This is a genomic window from Shewanella sp. WE21, assembly GCF_002966515.1.
Taxonomy (GTDB): Bacteria; Pseudomonadota; Gammaproteobacteria; order Enterobacterales; family Shewanellaceae; genus Shewanella; species Shewanella oncorhynchi.
In genome coordinates this window covers 2,890,736-2,910,549 of the sequence record NZ_CP023019.1, presented here as the reverse complement: position 1 = coordinate 2,910,549, position 19,814 = coordinate 2,890,736, and the positions used below count along the sequence as shown (strand labels likewise).

At 45.9% G+C, this 19,814-nt stretch carries 13 protein-coding genes; 7 read left to right on the top strand and 6 right to left on the bottom strand.

All coding sequences use genetic code 11. The features are described 5' to 3' along the window. Positions 1 to 83 precede the first annotated feature (83 nt). Complete coding sequence (locus tag CKQ84_RS12690; protein ID WP_105251570.1) at positions 84 to 1,010, top strand: LpxL/LpxP family Kdo(2)-lipid IV(A) lauroyl/palmitoleoyl acyltransferase; 927 nt, start codon at positions 84 to 86, stop codon at positions 1,008 to 1,010. A 91-nt stretch (positions 1,011 to 1,101) separates the two neighbouring features. Here the strand turns inward: CKQ84_RS12690 and CKQ84_RS12685 are convergent, their stop codons facing one another. Beyond that, positions 1,102 to 2,832: a potassium/proton antiporter gene (locus tag CKQ84_RS12685; RefSeq protein WP_105251569.1), complete on the bottom strand. Its 1,731-nt coding sequence runs from the start codon at positions 2,830 to 2,832 to the stop codon at positions 1,102 to 1,104. 886 nt (positions 2,833 to 3,718) lie between these two features. Between CKQ84_RS12685 and CKQ84_RS12680 the strand changes: the two genes are divergently transcribed. Beyond that, the gene (locus CKQ84_RS12680; RefSeq protein WP_105251568.1) at positions 3,719 to 4,633 is read left to right on the top strand and encodes a L,D-transpeptidase family protein; all 915 of its coding nucleotides are present in this window, start codon (positions 3,719 to 3,721) and stop codon (positions 4,631 to 4,633) included. 92 nt (positions 4,634 to 4,725) lie between these two features. Here CKQ84_RS12680 and CKQ84_RS12675 read toward each other — a convergent pair whose 3' ends face one another. Then, on the bottom strand, positions 4,726 to 5,553 hold the full coding sequence (locus CKQ84_RS12675; RefSeq protein WP_105251567.1) for a M14 family metallocarboxypeptidase: 828 nt from the start codon (positions 5,551 to 5,553) through the stop codon (positions 4,726 to 4,728). A 216-nt stretch (positions 5,554 to 5,769) separates the two neighbouring features. On the opposite strand from CKQ84_RS12675, the gene CKQ84_RS12670 reads away from it, so the two are divergent. Both CKQ84_RS12670 and CKQ84_RS12665 read left to right on the top strand, forming a co-directional pair. Then, positions 5,770 to 7,188, top strand: coding sequence for a pitrilysin family protein (locus CKQ84_RS12670; RefSeq protein WP_105251566.1), 1,419 nt, complete (start codon positions 5,770 to 5,772; stop codon positions 7,186 to 7,188). Next, complete coding sequence (locus CKQ84_RS12665) at positions 7,185 to 8,750, top strand: pitrilysin family protein (protein WP_105251565.1); 1,566 nt, start codon at positions 7,185 to 7,187, stop codon at positions 8,748 to 8,750. Before CKQ84_RS12670 ends, CKQ84_RS12665 begins: the two co-directional genes overlap by 4 nt. A 44-nt stretch (positions 8,751 to 8,794) precedes the next feature. Here CKQ84_RS12665 and CKQ84_RS12660 read toward each other — a convergent pair whose 3' ends face one another. Further along, positions 8,795 to 9,592: a polymer-forming cytoskeletal protein gene (locus CKQ84_RS12660; RefSeq protein ID WP_105251564.1), complete on the bottom strand. Its 798-nt coding sequence runs from the start codon at positions 9,590 to 9,592 to the stop codon at positions 8,795 to 8,797. A gap of 281 nt (positions 9,593 to 9,873) precedes the next feature. On the opposite strand from CKQ84_RS12660, the gene zapE reads away from it, so the two are divergent. Then, positions 9,874 to 11,154, top strand: a complete 1,281-nt coding sequence (zapE, locus tag CKQ84_RS12655) for a cell division protein ZapE (RefSeq protein ID WP_105251563.1) — start codon at positions 9,874 to 9,876, stop codon at positions 11,152 to 11,154. Between the two features lie 587 nt (positions 11,155 to 11,741). Continuing rightward, a complete protein-coding gene (locus CKQ84_RS12650) occupies positions 11,742 to 13,367 on the top strand; it encodes a methyl-accepting chemotaxis protein (protein ID WP_105251562.1) in 1,626 nt (541 codons plus the stop codon). A 109-nt stretch (positions 13,368 to 13,476) separates the two neighbouring features. Here CKQ84_RS12650 and CKQ84_RS12645 read toward each other — a convergent pair whose 3' ends face one another. Further along, entirely contained in the window at positions 13,477 to 14,475 is a 999-nt protein-coding gene (locus CKQ84_RS12645) for a LysR family transcriptional regulator (protein WP_105251561.1), read from the bottom strand. Between the two features lie 138 nt (positions 14,476 to 14,613). Here CKQ84_RS12645 and CKQ84_RS12640 point away from each other — a divergent pair, with 138 nt between their 5' ends. Next, a complete protein-coding gene (locus CKQ84_RS12640) occupies positions 14,614 to 15,573 on the top strand; it encodes a sodium-dependent bicarbonate transport family permease (RefSeq protein ID WP_105251560.1) in 960 nt (319 codons plus the stop codon). A 77-nt stretch (positions 15,574 to 15,650) separates the two neighbouring features. Here the strand turns inward: CKQ84_RS12640 and CKQ84_RS12635 are convergent, their stop codons facing one another. Continuing rightward, positions 15,651 to 16,622: a diguanylate cyclase gene (locus CKQ84_RS12635; protein ID WP_105251559.1), complete on the bottom strand. Its 972-nt coding sequence runs from the start codon at positions 16,620 to 16,622 to the stop codon at positions 15,651 to 15,653. 117 nt (positions 16,623 to 16,739) lie between these two features. Beyond that, positions 16,740 to 19,595: a bifunctional [glutamate--ammonia ligase]-adenylyl-L-tyrosine phosphorylase/[glutamate--ammonia-ligase] adenylyltransferase gene (glnE, locus tag CKQ84_RS12630; RefSeq protein ID WP_105251558.1), complete on the bottom strand. Its 2,856-nt coding sequence runs from the start codon at positions 19,593 to 19,595 to the stop codon at positions 16,740 to 16,742. Positions 19,596 to 19,814 lie beyond the last annotated feature (219 nt).

Here is a 19,814-nt window from a genome sequence, read left to right as displayed (position 1 = left end):
GAAATTAAACCGTGATTGTACCTAATTTTCAGCAAAAATTGAGTTAGAATGAGCAGTAATTTTCAAAAGTAGTGAGTATTTTTGTGGTCGAGAAAGCCGAGTTTTCATCTTCTTTATATCATCCTAAGCATTGGCCCATGTGGTTTGGCGTATTTTTGATGCGTTTAACTCAGCTTCTACCGCTTCCTTGGCAGATGACGCTGGGGAAGGGATTCGGTCGCTTAGTAATGAAATTCGCAGCTGGCCGCACCCACACAGCGCGCCGTAACTTGACCCTCTGTTTCCCTGAAATGACGGAAGCACAGCGAGAAGATTTACTCACGCGTAACTTTGAAGAAACGGGCAAAGCCATTTTCGATACCATCAATGCATGGTGGTGGCCCGATGAAAAAGTGCAGCAGCACATGAGTATCAAAGGCGAAGAACACGTACAAAACACGTTAAATGCTGGCCACGGCGTGATCCTCTTTGCCGTGCATTGTTTACCGCTGGAAATGGGCGCACGTATCTTCGGCCAATTCCAACCCGGCGTGGGGGTTTATCGCCCACACAATAATCCAGTGATGGAATACCTGCAGGTCAAAGGCCGTTTACGCTCCAATAAAGGTCTCGTTTCTAAACGCGACTTGCGCCAAATGATACGCTGCCTACGCAATCCCGATGTCATTTGGTACACGGCCGATCAAGACTTTGGCCGTTCCAGTGCGGTATTTATCCCATTTTATGCCATGCCAGATGCGGCAACGATCACTGGTGCCACCACTTTAGCTAAACTCGGCAAAGCCAAAGTCCTGCCTTTTTTTGTGGAACGTACTACAGATGATAAAGGCTATCGAATTGAAGTGATGCCACCGCTGGATAATTTCCCCGGCGAAGATGAATTAGCCGACGCGATTCGCGGTAACAAGATTATTGAATCCATCATAGATAAAAACCGCGCCCAATATATGTGGTTACATCGCCGCTTTAAGACCCGTCCCGACCCAACGGACAAATCTTTATATCAATAAGCTCAATTAGCTTTGAATACAAAAATGCCAGCAAATAAGCTGGCATTTTTTATGGCGACTTTCGATAGTAAGGACCATCTAGCACATAGGATTAGAGCGCATTCTCAGTCGGTAAACGAATACCTACGTTAGTGACTTTGCCTTCATATAGCCCCGCCACCACCCAATGCAACGATTGCCAGTGGAACTGATCCCCAAGTACAGGATTGGCGCCAAGCTGAGATACCACAAGGTCTGCGACTGTCATATCATCAGCGAGATTATCTAAACTCAAACCATAAATAGGCGCGAGATCCGCAAGCTTAACGTCTGTTTCAATAAAGAAATCACCGAAGAATCGTTGTACTTCTTTATTTTCTGGCGCTTGGCTAAAGAGGTTACTCAAGGCTTCTAAACTTTTCTCCTGACCCAGCACACAGAGTATATCGCCCGCCTCGAGACGAGTGCTACCCGATGGATGCAGCAAAGTGTCATCCCTAAATACCGCCGCAATCCGTGTCCCATCTGGCATAGCCAAGCGCTTTAGCGGCTCACCAATACACCACTTACTTTCACTCAAACGATAGACAAACACTTCCCATTCGCTGCTCGGGTAAATTTCAACTCCCGAGCGCGAAACGGGTAACGGCTTTGGGGGCAGTTCCACCTTAGCTAAACGCGCTGCTGTGGTCAAAGATGCACCTTGAACCAGCAACGACACTAATACAACGAAGAAGGCTAAGTTGAAGTACAACTGAGCACCCGGTAAGCCCGCCATCATAGGAAATACTGCTAAGATGATAGGCACAGCGCCGCGTAACCCCACCCAAGAAATAAACCAGCGGTCGCGACTGCTAAAGCTCTTAAATGGCAATAGACTGATCCATACGGCGACAGGGCGAGCAAATAAAATCATTCCGAATGCCAGAGCAAAACCTGGGATCATGATATCGACTAAATCTGAAGGGGTAAGCAATAACCCTAATACGAGGAACATGCCGATTTGACTGACCCAAGTCATACCATCCAGTACGTTCAAAATCGCATGACGGCCACGGGTTGGCTTATTGCCGAGGAACAGACCCACTAAGTAAATCGACAAAATACCGCTACCACCCAGTTTGTTGGACGCAGCATAAATAATCAGACCACCGCTTAAAACTAAAATAGAGTACAGACCATCAGCTAACTTGCTTAAATTGACGAGCTTCCACAGCATCCAGCCGCCGCCCAAACCTAAACAAATACCCAGACCAAATTGCTTAATAAAGCTAATAAGCATAAAGCTGAAGGACAACTCACTGTCGACATTGGCAAGAATGGCAATCAAGGTTACGGTTAAGAATACCGCCATGGGATCGTTACTGCCGGACTCAATTTCTAAGGTCGCACCAACCCGCTCATTAAGGCTACGCCCTTTAAGCAGTGAAAATACCGCGGCGGCATCGGTCGAGCCCACAATCGCGCCCACCAGCAAACCTTGCAACCAATGCAAATCGAACAACCATGCGGCCATCATGCCGGTGATACTGGTCGTAATGGCAACGCCAAAGGTCGCCAACGATAATGCAGGCCATAGTGCCACCCTAAAACTGGCAACGCGGGTGCGCATACCGCCATCGAGTAAAATAATCGCTAAGGCTAAGTTACTGACTAAATAGGAAGTTGAATAATCATCAAACTGGATTCCACCAAGGCCATCTTCGCCAGCCAAAATACCCACAGCGAGGAAAATCAATAAAATAGGGATGCCCAAACGGGAAGACATAGGACTAAGTAAAACACTCACTGCTGTAAGCAAGGCGCCAATCAGAAAAAAACTATTGATGGAATCTGCATCCACAAACGCCTCCTTAATACAGGTTGTTTAGTTAAACGATAGACAAATCACCGAGGTTAAAAATGACTCAACTCACAATTTTATGATTTTATATTAGCACAAAAATATCGAATTATTGGAGCGTTAAATATTAAATTTCAATCATCTACATAAAAAATGTCATAAAAACAACTTTCTATTAACCTTTAGATAAAGGCTAACGTAAAACCTAAAGGATAGCAGAACATCTCCACACGACTTAATAAGAATTAAAATAAATAAATATCATATAGTTAAAAATAACAAACTGAACGTAAACTCAAATCATTCAAGCAAAACTCAGCTCACAAACCTGTATAAACTAACGGTATCATGACCAATTTAGTGTCAGATAAAATAATGTCGTGTAAAGAGTGAATATTTGAACATTATCCTTAAGCTAATTGTTTTAACTCCATTTATTTGCCAATGAGATGATTTAAACTCACTTTATCCGATGAGCAATAGCCTTGTCAGAAAATGACCACACACTGTTTTCCCAAAACAAATCAATTCAGTTCCAGTAACGCCATACATGCTCGCCATTTCAACAGACACGTTTTAGATTGGTTAACACTGCAAATATTTATCATCAAGCAGAAAGGCATACACAAGACAATTGAGTACAGCAGGTTTTAACGATAAGACTAAATACTGACAATTGACGCCGCCAAGGAAAACCGTTAAAACAAAAAATTAAGCGATAAATACGCCGTACTGATCATATTTCAGTTGAAATAATGTCCAAAATAAGGAAGGATGCGAGCTTCGCGCGCCAGTGCATTTTGCTCGTCAAATTGCCGCTCTCGTTTTAAGAGAGAAAGCTGCGTTAAACACGCTTTTTTATTAACAGGAATCGTAGTATCCGCTTATGAGTATGCTTCGCACCACAGCTTTATTATTGACTTTGGTTTTCCCTAGTCTGTCCGCTTTAGCAACGGAATATCCTTTACCAGCCGCCCAAAGCAGGCTAATTGGCGAGAACCAGTATTATACGGTTCCAGAGGGTAAACACACTCTCGAAGATATCGCAGCCAAATACCAACTTGGTCTCAGTAACCTACTCGAAGCTAACCCCGGTGTGGATCCATTTCTGCCAAAACCAGGTAGCCAACTGATCATTCCATTGCAATTGATCCTGCCAAACGCTCCCCGTGAAGGCATAGTGATCAACGTGGCTGAAATGCGGTTGTATTACTATCCAAAAGGCAAAAAGACTGTTGAAGTGTTGCCTATTGGTATTGGCCAAATAGGTAAAGACACACCAGAAAACTGGGTGACCACTGTACAACGCAAGCGTGCGAATCCAACTTGGACACCCACACCGCGCATTCGTAAAGAATATGCTGCTAAAGGTGAAATCCTGCCAGCGGTATGGCCAGCCGGTCCAGATAACCCTATGGGACTGTATGCGCTGTATATCGGCAACTTGTATGCGATTCACGGTACTAACGCGAGTTTCGGTATTGGTTTGCGTGTCAGTCAAGGTTGTGTGCGTTTACGCCATGAAGATATCGAGCATCTATTCAAGACTGTACCAGTGGGAACCCGGGTACAATTTGTGAACCAGCCGATTAAAGCAACCGAAGAGCCAGACGGTAAACGCTACTTAGCCGTGCATCAACCATTGTCTCGCACTGTGGCGGAGTTTGAATCAAATGAGCCCGTTGCGATATCACTGCCAAAAGAGATCGCTAAGTTTATCGCTAAAGCTGACACTGATTCTTCTGTGATCAAGAAGCTACTCGATGAACGTACTGGTGTGCCAATGCGAATTAATCAATAATTCACTGGCGAATATCACCTAAAAAAATACCCGCAATCTGCGGGTATTTTTTTGTCATGTCAGGCTATTCACTAACGTAATAGACTAAAATATCAATCACATAAAGGTGCACACAGGGCCAAGAAGTGAGTCATAGCAGCACTGTTTGCTAATACGCGTTGATCGAAGTTTTGCAACGCAGGCGTTTCAGTACAAGCACCGACACGAGCACCACTTCGTACTAAACAAGCTTCAAAAGACGTATCAAAATGATTGAAGATCAAACCATCCTTAACAGGACACCCATCAATCTCACCGTCTACCGCAATCGGGAAATAACCACCTAAAGTATCGCGCAGATCGAGACTAAAACGTCCTGGCACTTGGCTTGGCTCAAAAGAATACACATAGGCTTCACGACTCAAGACATCTTCATGGCAAGTTAAAATACCGTCTCGACTCGCAGCAAGCAGTAACTGTGCGTGCTCTAACAATAGCTTACCTTCAACCGATGTATGTTCATTCGCTTTAGGTTTACCGTTCTCAAATACAAAACCACGATTTGGGTTTTCGCCGTATTTATTAAATCTATGACCACGACTGAATCCAGTAGGATTGACGAGAGGCAATAAACTCAAGTTCACCCGTTCAAATAGGTCTGCTGAAGCTTCACTCAAAAAATGCAACAAACCCCATGGGCCTGCAGATTCTTCGCCATGAAATCCTGTGCTGATCAATAAAGAAGGTAAGCCTGACTTAGCGGCCGGTGACTGATACAAGCTAACATCGTATTTACCCACTTCACCCAATGTTTTCTCAACCATGCCCAAACGGGTCATTTCCTGCTCAAGCAGCAGATAGAAATTATCAATATCAGTGCTTTCACAGTTAAAAATATCGCTTTTCCACTGAAAGGATTCGAACGGAGATCTGCTTACCATATCTTGTACTTATGCCAGAAAAAGAACTGTGCCATCATAGCAGTTCTTTTCAAAAACTGAATGCTATTCAACTGATTTCGATGAAATCCGAGCAGTCGTCGACAGTGGTGCAATCTGTATCGATACCTGCGAATGTATCAATTGCCTGTCGTTAATGGTATCCAGCTTGAGTAAGACATTTAACAAATTAAAAAATAAGCTCGGCAGGACGCACTTATGAACACTCAAATCACCTTTTTTATCGCCCTTTCGGCCAGTGTTTTCAGTCATACGCTACAGGCCCAATGCCACGCCGAGCAAGATGCACAAGCCTTATATGCGCTCGAAGCGAATATAGAGACCTATACACTACAAAATGGCCTAACAGTGCGATTACTGCCCATGGCAAATAAACAGACAGTCACAGTCGCCAGCCAATTTAATTTAGGCGCCCGCAACGAAGCCCAAGGTCAGAGCGGTTACGCCCATCTGTTTGAGCACATGTTGTTTAAAGGGAGTGAAAATGCCCCCGGCGATACCTATGCTCAGCAGTTCAGTGCTTTAGGTGCACGTTTTAATGCCAGCACGCATTTTGACTACACCAACTACTATGTGACGCTGCCAAACCAAGCATTAGAACTGGGCTTATATCTCGAAGCCGATCGCTTTATCCGCCCTAGCCTTAATGCCACTACGGTTAAAAATCAGCAGGAAACCGTACTGCAGGAAATGGCACAAACCATAGATAATCAGCCCTATATCCGCAGCGCGATGGCGTTTTTACTCGAGCAAGTAAAAGGCACTCCCTACGGTCACGGTATTATTGGCAGTCGCGAAGATATCTTGCAAGCCACGCCAGAAAACCTAACTGCCTTTCACCGTGCTTATTATCGTCCCGATGCGATGCAGCTTTCCCTTGTCGGCAAACTGAGCCCACAAACCCGACAATGGATTGAGCAAAATTTTGCGGCTTGGTCTAGGCCAACGATTGCTGAACCTGAATTTTCTGAGTTAACAATCCAGCCTAAACAAGTACATGCTGAGTTAGTGGATGAGCGCGGACCTTGGCCCGGATTACTGCTCGCTTGGCATACAGTAGGTAAAGATCACCCAGATGCTGCGGCAATTCGGCTGCTAGAAGGCTATTTATTTCAAAACACCACCAGTGCACTTGCTAAACTCAGTCTGCATAATCCCGAACAAATGCTCAGCTACTCCCTGCCCTTTGAGTTAGAAAATCATGGCATAGCGAATATCGTCCTGGTTCCACGGGCACGGACCTCACTCGATGCCTTAGTGCAAAAAGTGTTGGGACTTGTGGCACAAACGCAGCAAGATGCTCTGGATGAAGCAAGTCTTTGCACACTTAAACAAGTGTGGTTAAACAATCAATTACAACAACTGGATGACACACAGGCCTTAGCCATCAAGCTTTCCGCAACGTCGGCTCAAGATAAAGACCATCCCTTCACTGCGCAGTGGCAACGGATCAACGCAGTCACGGCCGACGATATCCAAAGCGTCGCAAAACGGTATTTTAACCAAGATTATGTCCGAGTCGACCTACTGCCACCTTGGTATATTCGCTGGGGTAAAACGCTACTGGAATGGCTGCCTAACGATATGAGTGACAGTTTAGAGGATGCGGTATTATGACGACTCAGACAATGTCAAAGCAGCTACAAGGCTTAATGTTCTGCGCTGTGGCTTTATCACTAAACGCCTGCCAGCAGACGCAAATCGTCTTCACGCCGAGCGAACCGCCGAGTTTGGCCCATTTTGAAACGCCAAACTCTTTAGCCCATTCTTTGCCTAGCCCTTTGAACAATCATTTACCCAAAAGCGGCGTCATTATCCCCGTAACGGATGAAATTTTTACCGATGAAGTCCATACCGAATTGGATTTACCCTATCAATTACATCGCCTTGCCTCACTTCAAATGAATAGCAGTGTGAGCAACAGGGTCAGTTTAGCGGCTGTGAGCCCGCAAGTTCCCTTCAATAATCCTGATATTTTACAGATTGCCTTTCAAGAAAAGGCCCGCGCACTTGCCATTAGCCGCGCAGATCCCTGTCTTGAGACTTTCAATATGCGTGTCAGCTTGCACAGCATTAATTTAAGCCTCACTTGCCCCGACGATGTTAACCATATCTACGGCTTACTACTGCAATTTTGGCAGCCAGATGCCTTTGTTGATGCGACAACCGCCCCCGTCGATGTCGACAATATTCGCCGTCAACTCAAGCTCAATAAACACTTAAACGCCTTTAGTGGCGCCGAGATAGATAAAGTGTGGCGCGATAAACTGCTCGGCCCTGAACATCCCTACAATAGAGTGATCAATAATAATGCATTGTTCGATTCGCTCAGCCTAAGGCAACTGCAACAAATCCAACAGCAGGCGGTAACACAAGCACAGTGGCATCTTTTTCTACCCAACTCTTTGGCAAATAACGCTAAATTTGACCTTCAAGCTAGCCTTAAACTGTGGCCAATATTGCCTAATTCAGTGTGGAAAGCGGATAAAGCAGAGACAGTAAAGCCTCAGCAAATCAAGAGGATTTACCTTATTGATGCGCCGGGCAGCGTGCAAACCCAAGTCCGCCTAGGTTATGCCATAGATCATGTCCTAAGTGATGCATCAACTCAGCAGCAACTGAACCCACAGGAAGTCGCCTTAAGCTGTCGCAGTTTATCCGCACTCATGGGCCGCAGTTTTTCGGGCAGACTCTACTATGATTTACGGGAAAAACGCGGCCTCACCTATGGCATCTACGGCCAGTGCGCCAATGCACCGCTCTCCAGCAGCATCAAGTTTTATGGCAGTACAGCCATAGAACATACGGGCGCGTTTGTGGTGGGGATAGTAGATCACCTAACACTCGTTAAGACGCAAGGTGCTAGCCAAGGTGAAATCGATGCACTTAAAACCTATTTGATCGGTGAAGATTTGCTCAGCCAAGACAACAGCATTCAACGTGAAAACCAATATATCCACCAAGTCGCCATAGGGTTAACTCAAATTGAAGTGCAGCAGCTAAATACAGAGTTGCAGGCTCTGACGCCTGAGAGGCTACAACAGCTAGCAAACGCGGCGTTTAGCGGTGAGCCATTGATTATCTTGCGGGGCGATGTTGATCGAATTCTTCCTGACTTAAAAACCAAGCTACCAGAGTGGCAGTTTGAAAGGGTCAAGGTTGGCCTAACTGACAACTAAAGCCAAATAATCCTTCTAAAAGATTCAAATGCGCGATCGACAGATTAGAGCTTATTGGTCGCACTGTCGCTGGCTGGCGGTGCGCCATTATCACCGTGCGTCATCTGTTCATGGCCTTGTTCCATTTGTTGCAAATCTTCCATCGCCGAATCCTGCTGCATAGCCTGCGGATCAGGATCAGTTGCCGGTAATACCGCCATATTGTCGGCATTCGCGCTATTTAGCGTAGCAGGTTGATCAGGAGCCATACCATTTACTGCCTTAAGCCCCTCGATTGCCGGAGACACCTCAGTTTTCAACGTGCTGTCACTAAGATTCGGTAACCACTCACGCAATTGCTCGGGTCCAAAACTAAAACCTAACGCTATGACGACAGTTGCCACTGCAACATACAGCCAAGGGCGAATCGCCAGATGATCACCTCTTAGTAAAGTGCTTTCACTGGCATATAAATGCGCATCCGAGCGTTGAGCTATTGGCGCGAGTGCTTGTAGCATGTCCGGCAAGGCATCGAGTTCAGGACCTTTAATACGCTGACCAATAAACTGCCCACCTTCGTAAATCTCCATCTGATGACTGGCGACTTCACCGTCAACCACACCAGAACTGGTAATAATCAACTTATTACAACAGACTCTTCCGCGAAATACGCCACAAACCCGCAGCTCATGACAACTGACTTCACCAGAGATCTCGCCGCCAAGTTCGATCTTAATTTGTCCTGCTGATCTAATCTTGCCCTGCAATTTACCCGCAATGAATGCCGCGCTCTCTAACTGAATGTCGCCCTCAATCAAGGTTTGCGCACTGATAACCGTAATGCCATTGCCCTTACTCGCCATAGGATTCATTCCATATCATTATTTTTGTGACAAAGATGTTATGGTAAAAGTCCTCGAGAATAAAGCACTGGTTTCGCTTAGTATTTGACCTAAGCCCCAGAGCGGGACTTAAGTCACGTCAGCGACTATGTTACCCTGCGCATCTTGCCATATGGCTCCCGAGTACCTGAATATGAGTAACAGGATGCCTCAAAAAGGTGAGTGCTGATATCGCACTAAAACAAAGCTAAAGAACACACTAGCAGCAAACACCGAAAACAAACCGCCAACGAGACCCCGACATGGCACATTCAAACTCCGCTAGCTCGCAATCGATAACCCCAATCGTGACACCACTTGAAGCGTATCGCGCCAAGGTGAGCATAGATCTCATTGACGATCCCGCGCAGCAACAGGCGGTGTTGGCGCTCGATGTGCTATTTAAGCAGTTGATGCTACAGCCACATTCAGCACAGTTTTCCCTTATCAACAAACAAGCAATCAAAGGTCTGTATCTGTGGGGCGATGTGGGTCGGGGCAAAACGTTTCTGATGGATTTGTTTTTCGATTGTTTGCCGAGTGAAGGCAAGTTAAGACTGCATTTTCACCGATTTATGGCGCGGATTCACCAAGCATTACGCGAACATTCGGGTAAACGAGATCCGTTAACTCTCATAGCTAAAAATCTCGCAAAAGAGTGCAAGGTGCTGTGTTTCGATGAGTTTTTTGTCTCGGACATTGGCGATGCCATGATACTCGCAGGGCTCTTTGAATGCCTATTCAAACAAGGTGTGGTACTGGTCGCCACCTCAAATATTCCTATTGAGCGCTTATATGAGAACGGCCTAGCTAGACACAGATTTTTACCTTGCATCCAACTGCTGCAAACACACACTCAAATGCTGCATCTCAATGGCAACCAAGACCATAGGATGCACGCCATCAATGCTTCATTAAACAACGAGATTGGCATTGATAGCGCTGAAGTTAACGCCTCGATTTCCCGCAATATCGGCATTACCGGAACACTCGATTTTGAGCAGATTTTTGACAAGCTAGTGAATGGGTTAACGCCAAATACACCCTATATAAGCGCTACTGCCATTAGTGATAGCAGAATGAGTAATGCTAGCCTCACCATCTGCAACCGTGAAATTCCAGTGATCCGCGCCGCTATAGCACCAACAGGCAACTCAGTCGCTTGGTTCGATTTTTATGTCCTGTGTGACGGCCCGAGATCTCAACTCGATTATATCGAAATAGCCAGCCGATTTAAGATCTTAATGGTAAGCGGCGTTCCCAAATTAGGCGGCGAAATAAAAGGCTGGATCCGTGCCCGCGGCACAGAGGACGGTACAGGTGATAACCAAGCCGCAGCCACGGGCGAGCGCAAACTCTCCTATGCGGCCAACGACGACCCAGCACGGCGTTTTATCAGCTTAATTGATGAGTTATATGATCAAAATGTCAGCTTATATCTCAGCTGCGACGTGCCACTGAGCGAACTTTATCAAGGTGGCGCACTCAGTTTTGAATTCCGCCGCACCTACAGTCGATTAATAGAAATGAGTCGAAGTAAATGACCGTAAAACATTAGCGATTTATCGCTCTGTTGAGTTAGACCAAAAGCCTAATATTGATAAGCGAGAAGTTAGCCATCACGATAAAAATTCGAGGAACAATTAGTGACAAGATAATTCATGCATTCAGAATATAACAAGTCAAATACGCTATTTGCAGATACAAGCCTAGAAAGATGAATAAGTACCTAAATTGAAAATCTGCAATCATAGACAAACTAGTACAGCAAAAACATTATAATAATTAAAAATCAAATACATAAAATAGAAAACCCATCTGCCATAATCGATTCAATCCACACAACTAAATGACTCATTACGTTCAATTTGCTTCTAGCTGTTGCTAACCTTGAGTTTTAAGGTACGGTGTAACTTAGTTTCAATTGTTCTAATTTACAGCCTATAGGTTTAAATCGATCAAATTTACAACCTGCAACATAAAAGCTCAAAAATATAATCTATAGTTTATGCAACCAACTAAAGACTCATGATTCTGACTAAGCGCCATGACACTTAGTTCGAAATATTCGCTAGAAAATATTAAGAACTGCCTTAAACGGAACTCTTTTAAATACAGGGACGATTAACTTATGTGGTTACGACAATTTAAGATTGGCTCACGATTAATTGCTGCGTTTGGATTACTTGCTCTTGTGTTGCTACTTCAAGGAATCATGTCATTACAGACAATGTCATCCATGCGATCCACTGCAGAAGAAATTGAAGATAATACCCTACCTACGCTGGTCAGTCTGTCGAGCATCAACCTCAATGTGATGCGCGCTAGGGTGTTTACATTTCGCCTGTTATTAGCAAATTCGACTGCTGAACTTAACAAAGGACTCGATACATTAAGGCAAATCCGCCAGAGTATTAAAACGGATCAAAAAAACTATGAGCCTTTAATTAGCCTGCCAGGTGAGCAGGAGCTCTATCAAGAATTTAGTGGCAGCCTTGATCTGTATTTAAAGCATCAAGATGAGATGATCAGCAAGCTACAGGCGAATGATGCAGCCGAAGCTAAACGGATCATGGATGATGTCATGATAGTGCAAGCCGAAAAAATGACAAAGACGCTCATTAGCATTGGCAGCTTGAATACTGAATATGCAAAGGAACAAGGTCAAATAACTGCACAAGCCTACGACGAGAGTAAATGGCTAAACAGCATTATGATAGTGGGCTCCTTAATCGCTGCATTTATGGTGGCAATATTTTTAACTCGCAGTATCGTGCAGCCAATGAAGGAAGCTGTAGGCATTTCAGTAGCAGTCGCAAGGGGGGATTTAACGCAGAAAATCAGCACAGTGGGTAAAGATGAAACCAGTCAACTGATGCAATCATTAGCTGAAATGCAGCAAAACCTGCGTGACACTTTATCCCATATAGCAAACTCCTCTAGCCAGCTCGCCTCCGCCGCCGAAGAACTCAATTCAGTCACTGAAGATGCTTCCCGCGGCATACAGCAACAAAATGATGAAATACAGCAAGCGGCAACTGCGATTACCGAAATGAGTTCGGCAGTAGATGAAGTTGCCAATACGGCGGTGCTCGCTTCAGAAGCCTCTGAAGAAACCGCCCGCAGTACCGAATTAGGTAAAAAACAGGTAGATCAGACTGTCGCAGCCATTATCGACATGAATCAGGATGTAACGCAAAGTTCACAGGTTGTTCAAACCTTAGCGATTCAAGCGAGGGATATAGGTAAAGTTCTCGATGTGATCCGCGCCATTGCTGAGCAAACGAATTTACTGGCCTTAAACGCAGCCATTGAAGCGGCGCGAGCGGGCGATACAGGCCGTGGTTTTGCAGTTGTTGCTGATGAAGTTCGTGCCCTAGCCCATCGCACTCAGTCCTCGACCCGTGAAATTGAAGACATGATTAACAAAATCCAGCACGGCACCGAAACGGCTGTGCAATCAATGCAGCACAGCGGCCAAAAGGCTGAACAGGCACTCTCAGTCGCAAGATTGGCAGGGGATGCATTAAACACGATTAATCGCCAAATCAGTACTATGAATAACAGCAACATGGTCATCGCAAGCGCCGCCGAAGAGCAAGCGAAAGTCGCACGCGAGGTCGATAAAAACATTGTGAATATTAGTGATCTTGCCAGCCAAAGTGCTGCGGGGGCACAGCAAACCAGTGCCTCGGCACATGAACTCTCAAGGCTCGCCGTTGAACTGAACAATCTACTGACGCGATTTAAAGTCTAGAGTATCGCTTTATAATGGAATCTGAGGGTAATGGCGCAAGATGTGTTCAACCGTTACCCTCAATGCATAACGCTATGATCTAGCATAATACAAGCAAGACTCAAGAGTGCTAGGACCGAGCTTGCGGTGCATGATTAAAGTGCATAGCCAGTTCACTGATATCAGTGGCAACCCATTCTGGCTCGATACACTCGACCAAATGCGCCGCCATAAAGTCCACCAGTTGCATGGCGGCATAGGGTAAACGGCGATCTTTACGGCCAACTAGATACCAGTTACTTTCGAGCGGAAACCCCGTAACAGTTAGAATTGCAGGTTTTTCGCGCCCTTCTTGCAAGGTATGCGCCGAAATTACGGACAAACCTAAGCCCGACGCGACACTCAAGCGTATCGCCTCATTACTCTCGATTTGCATAGTGTCACCGAGCGTGATGCCTTGTCCGCTGCACCAAGACTCGAACATTAAGCGGGTGGCTGACCCCGGTTCGCGCACGATAAAACGCTCATTCTTAAGCTCGTTAAAATTCACTTGCTCACGACCCACAGCCCAATGCTCCTTTGGTGCAATCAGTTGCAGCGGATTTTTAATGATGCGTGCAGATAACACGTTATCGCCACTTGGAGGATGACTGAACAGGTATAAATCATCTTCTTGACGTTCAAATCGACCTAATACATGGGCACGGTTACCAATGTTTAAGGTCACTTTAACCTGTGGAAACTGCCGATAAAATGCCCCTAAAATCCGTGGTAACACGTATTTGGCGGTAGTGACAATACCGATATTGATGTGACCGACACTGCCACCTTTAGCCTGCTGCATAAAAGCATCAAAATCCTCAAAACGACTCAAGGTATCGCAAGCTGCGCGGTACAACTCATTACCAATCAAGGTCGGTAACATGCGGCCATCACGACTCTCGAGTAATGGCTCGCCCAACACATCGGCCAGTTTTTTAAGCTGTAATGACACTGTGGGTTGAGTTAAATGCAATGCCCTCGCCGCTGCGGAAATATTACCTAACCGCACCACTTGCACATACACCTGCAGTAACCGAAAACTCAAATGCCGCAATTTAAGCTGAGTCGATGACGAACGCTTATCCATAGACAATTATCTATACCTAGGTGGTAAACAATTTATTTTTCAATATAACTAATTAGGTCCAAAATCACCAGCCATCAGGATCACTCGACAAACAAGCGCGTTTTGCACCGCTTAAAAGTCAAACTTAATGAGATACCTATGCCCGATATTGTCATTGCCTTTTTCGCCTTAGGCCTGTTAGCTGGCCTAGTGAAATCAGATCTTAAAGTCCCACCCGCGATCTACGAAACCCTATCCATACTGTTAATGCTTACCTTAGGTTTAAAGGGCGGAATGGCGCTCCACGGTCACACTCAAAACTTAGTGTTCACTGAGCTGTTAGCGGTTGTTGCCTTAGGTTTGATTATCCCCTTGGCCTTATACCCTGTACTAACCCGGCTGGTTCGCATTGGCCATACCGATGCCATTAGTATTGCCGCCCATTACGGCTCCGTCAGTGCGGGAACCTTTGCGGTGGTGATGGCTATGGTTGAAAAATCTGGGCTGATCTTAAGGCCAGAAACGACCCTATATCTCGTGCTGCTGGAACTACCTGCTATTGTCGTAATGCTCTGGTTACACAGATACTTAAGTGCCAAAAAAGCAATTGAAACATCACCCAAAAATGAAAATCAATCAAGCGTGTTGCACGAAGCCTTAACCAGTCGTGGCGTTGTATTACTCCTTGGCGGTGTGGTGATAGGTTGGCTTTACGGCCCAACGGGACTTGCGCCGCTTACACCTGTGCTACTAGGCGGATTCAAAACCTTACTGGCATTATTTTTACTGGAAATGGGCTTAGTAACGGCCAAAGTGTGTTTGCCGCTACCACTTAAACAATGGCGGTTATTAATGTTTGCCGCCGTAGCGCCCTTTGTATTGGCTTGGTGTGGTATTGGTGTAGGTGTTTGGCTGGACTTACCTTCAGGCAGCATTTTAGTGTTAGCGGCATTAAGTGCCAGCGCATCTTATATCGCAGCGCCAGCGGCCATTCGTGCCGCAATCCCCGAAGCCAATATAGGGCTGGCTATGCTGGCCTCACTCGGCATTACGTTTCCGGTTAACGTGTTAATTGGCTTACCCTTATATCAACATTGGGTAACGCTCATTACAGCTTAGTACTTCTTCGCCGAATAAAGTCCAATGAAAAGGGAGGCATTATTGTCTCCCTTTTCATTGGCATAAGCGTAAACAATTTAAGATGCATCACTGTGATGTGTGGCTTTATCCTGATACATGGCTTTATCGGCGGAATCTAACAGATCCTCTAAGCTCACATCAGAATCTGGCGTCCAATGGGCGATACCAATACTCGTCGCTAAGCTATGTTGCTTAGGATGCTGTTGATTATATTGCTCAAGTAATTGCTTAAAACGCTCAATCACTCGATCGACTGTATCTCTATGCACAAAACTTAATAGCACCACAAACTCATCACCGCCAAGCCTTGCAATCACATCCGACTCCCTAAAAGCGGTCATCAAGATATGGGCAAAATCGTATAACACTTGGTCGCCCTTGAGGTGACCAAAGTTGTCATTCACTTCCTTAAAGAAATCGAGATCGAAGAAGAGTAAGGCCGCCTCAGATTCGGTACGTCGACAACTCGCCAGCGCCTGATGGGCCAGTAACTCAAATCCACGCCGATTCGAAATCGTGGTCAAAGGATCTAAGGTGTTTTGCGCGATAGAGAGTAATTCCGCCTCCACCATTTCGCCTAAATCCGTCAAGGTTTCAATATCTTCAGCCGTAAACTCTCGCGGTTCAGTGCCGATTAAACACAAGGTCCCTACCCGATATTGCCTATGAATGGTTAAGGGATAGCCAGCGTAGAAGCGAATATGCGGCTGCTCGGTCACCAGTGGATTGTCACTAAAGCGCGGATCTTTGAGGGCGTCGTTTACGATAAAAATGCCGTCATGATTGATCGCATGGCCACAAAATGAAATTTCCCTTGGTGTTTCAGTCACCTCTAGTCCTTGACGAGATTTAAACCACTGCCGCTCGGCATCCACTAAGGTCACAACACAAATCGGCAAAGAGAAAATTCTGCGCGTGAGCCGAGTGATACGATCGAAACGTTCTTCGGCATCGGTGTCGAGCACATTGAGTGCGCGTAACGTGGCCAAACGTTGCAGCTCGTTTTCAGGGATAGTAGGTAATTGCATGGTGCTCTCTGCTAACTGCTCTCATTAAACTCTAGCCTAAATTGGGCATTCTTGCGGTATTAAGGCTGATATTCGTTTCAGCCTTACTCCCTTTAAATGACTGTATAGATGACTGCACTATTCGAGCACAGCACGATAAATGTTTAACACCCGCTCAGCATGGTCTTCTACCTCTGACACTGGTAACTGCCCCGCCTTTTGTTGCAGAGTCAGTCGATGATTTTCATCCCGTAGTAAGCAATATGTCTGAGTTAAATGCTGGGCACTCATCATTGGCAAAAGTTCAAGCTCAGCTAAGACACCAAAAATCCGCACATTGTCAGACCAAATCGTTAGCTCTGGATACTCGTGAGCATTAGCCAGCACTAAGTACTGGGCAATAAACTCAATATCGGCAATCCCGCCTAGACTCTGCTTTAAATCAAACATGCCATCACTGACTTTAAGCAAGTGATCACGCATCTTCTGACGCATCTCACGCACCGCTTTTTGCAGCTCAGCTTTATCACGGGGCTTTTCCAATACTGAAGCGCGAATATGGCTGAATTTAACCGCTAAGCTATTGTCACCAAAAACAAAACGCGAGCGAACTAAAGCTTGATGTTCCCAAGTCCACGCCTCATTAGCTTGGTATTCGCCAAAACGCTCAATCTCACTGACCATCAAACCCGAGGCGCCAGAAGGACGCAGGCGCATATCCACTTCATACAACTCCCCCGAAGTGGTGCGAGTCGAGAATAAATGCAGAATGCGCTGGGCAAGTTTGAGGTAAAAATGACCAACTTCAATCGGGCGATCACCATTGGTCAGGCCGTTTTCTGTTTTATTTTCACACAAGAAAACTAAATCGAGATCGGAGCCGTAACCCAATTCAATCCCGCCGAGCTTGCCATAACCGACAACGGCAAAGCCTGTGTCACTACCCTCAAGGTGAGCGGGCACCCCATGGCGCACTGAAACCTGTTGCCACGCCTGCATCACCACTTGTTCGATAATAGCTTCGGCTAAAAAAGTTAAGTGATCGCTCACTTGCATCACGGGTAAAACACCCGTGACATCGGCGGCGGCGATTTTAAGTTGTTGTGAAAGCTTAAATTGTCGCAGCGCTTCCATCTGCTGCTCCATATCATCCTCGGGCACGCGCATCATGTACTGACGCAGCTCGCTCGGATAATCGTCGATGGAGGTCGTGTCATAGAGCTGCGACGGATCGATAAGCTCATCAAGCAACATGGGAAATTTAGCCAACTGCGCGGCAATCCAAGGACTGGCGCAACACAAGCTCACTAACTGCTGCCGCGCACCTGGGTTTTCACACAAAAGCTCAAGGTAAGTGGTGCGAGTTAAAATTTGCTCCAGCACCTTAGACACGGGCTCAAAAGCTGACGATGGACTCTGTTGATGAATCAATTCTTCCAATAATCTTGGCATTAATTTATCTAAGGTTTCTCGCCCGCGTGGTCCAATCGAACGCTTAGTCACTGTTTCGCGCCAGCTGCTAAGCATAGGGCACAGCTTGTCATCATCAATTTGCTGTTCGGCCAACAACGTAATGCCATCATCAAGGTCTTGCATATTCCACAGCTGCGCCGTCCAATGTTCGGCTTTTTCTTCGCCTTCTTCGCCACCCACAGTGGCTTTAAAATGACGATGGATTTTGCTCATTGCCGCTTCAATATGAGTGCGTAAATCAACCTCATTGGCCATATCGAGTACATGGCACAATCGCGCCCAATCCAGTGGATTATTCGGTAAGGTTTGGGTTTGTTTATCGTCAATGGCTTGCAGCAGATTCTCAACCCGGCGCAGCAGTAAATAACTGTGTTTAAGCTCATCCACCGCCAAATATTCAAACTGCCCTAAGCTGTAAAGCGTATCGATAGCACCGAATAAACTCTGCTGACGCAACGCAGGCTCACGGCCGCCACGGATCAATTGAAAACTTTGCACCACGAACTCGACCTCACGAATACCGCCTGCACCGAGTTTAATATTGTCGGTCAAATGACGGCGCCGCACTTCTTGCGCTATGAGTTGCTTCATTTTCCGCAGGGATTCAATTGCCGAAAAGTCGATATAACGGCGATACACAAAGGGTCTCAGGAGGCTGTGTAGTTCATCGGAGAAATGGTTCCAAGGCCCGAGCGCACGCGCCTTGACCATGGCATAACGCTCCCAGTCTCGCCCTTGTTCTTGGTAATAATCCTCAAGACCACTAAAACTCACCACCAAGGGGCCACTTTCACCGTAGGGGCGCAAACGCATATCCACGCGGAACACGAAACCATCGACTGTGACTTGATCGAGCAAGTTCACTAGCCTTTGCCCCATGCGGATAAAGAATTGTTGATTATCTAAACTGCGACGACCGCCGACGGTTTCGCCATGCTCAGGAAACGTGAAAATCAAATCGATATCGGAGGAGAAATTAAGCTCGCGGCCGCCTAACTTACCCATGCCTAAAATCAGTAGCGGTTGCGGATTCCCTTCTTTGTCCATAGGCGTGCCATATTGAGCGCACATATCTTTATAGAGCCAATCGCGGGCGCAGATCACTAACGCTTCGGCGAGCGCCGACAGATCAAGCAAGGATTCCTCTAAACTGGCATAGTCTAAAAAGTCACGCCAAGCTAAACGCACCATTTGATAGTTACGAAACCGTCGCAGGGTGGTTTTAGCCATCTCCTCAGTGGTCGTGCTAGCCAGTTCTTCATGTAAATCAACATCAAAGTTTTTACGATCAATCAGGCTTAACTCGCCCGCAAACAGCATAGCGATCCACTCGGGATGTCGGCATAGTTGAGCCGTCACATAATCACTGAGTCCCAAAACCGTTTTGAGTTCTTGCTGCTGAGCAGGCGTTAATTGCGCAAGTCCTTCGGACCATGCTTCCTCTAATCGCAGCCAATTGCGTTCAGCGGTTTGATTAATAAGAATAGACAATGACTTATTACTGTCTTTTTGCATGGTCATAATAATCCCTAACAAATTTAGCTATCGACATATTATGTCGTAAATGATATAGATTGACGCCACATCATGTTATGTTCGACGAGACTTGCAGCTACCTGATGTAACACACAAATAAAGGTTTACACTTTTATCTGTGGCATTTAAGGGTACTATAACCTGCGCGGCAGGCATATTGGGCAAGCGGATTATTATTGCCTGCAAGTATTTGAGTTTTATTTC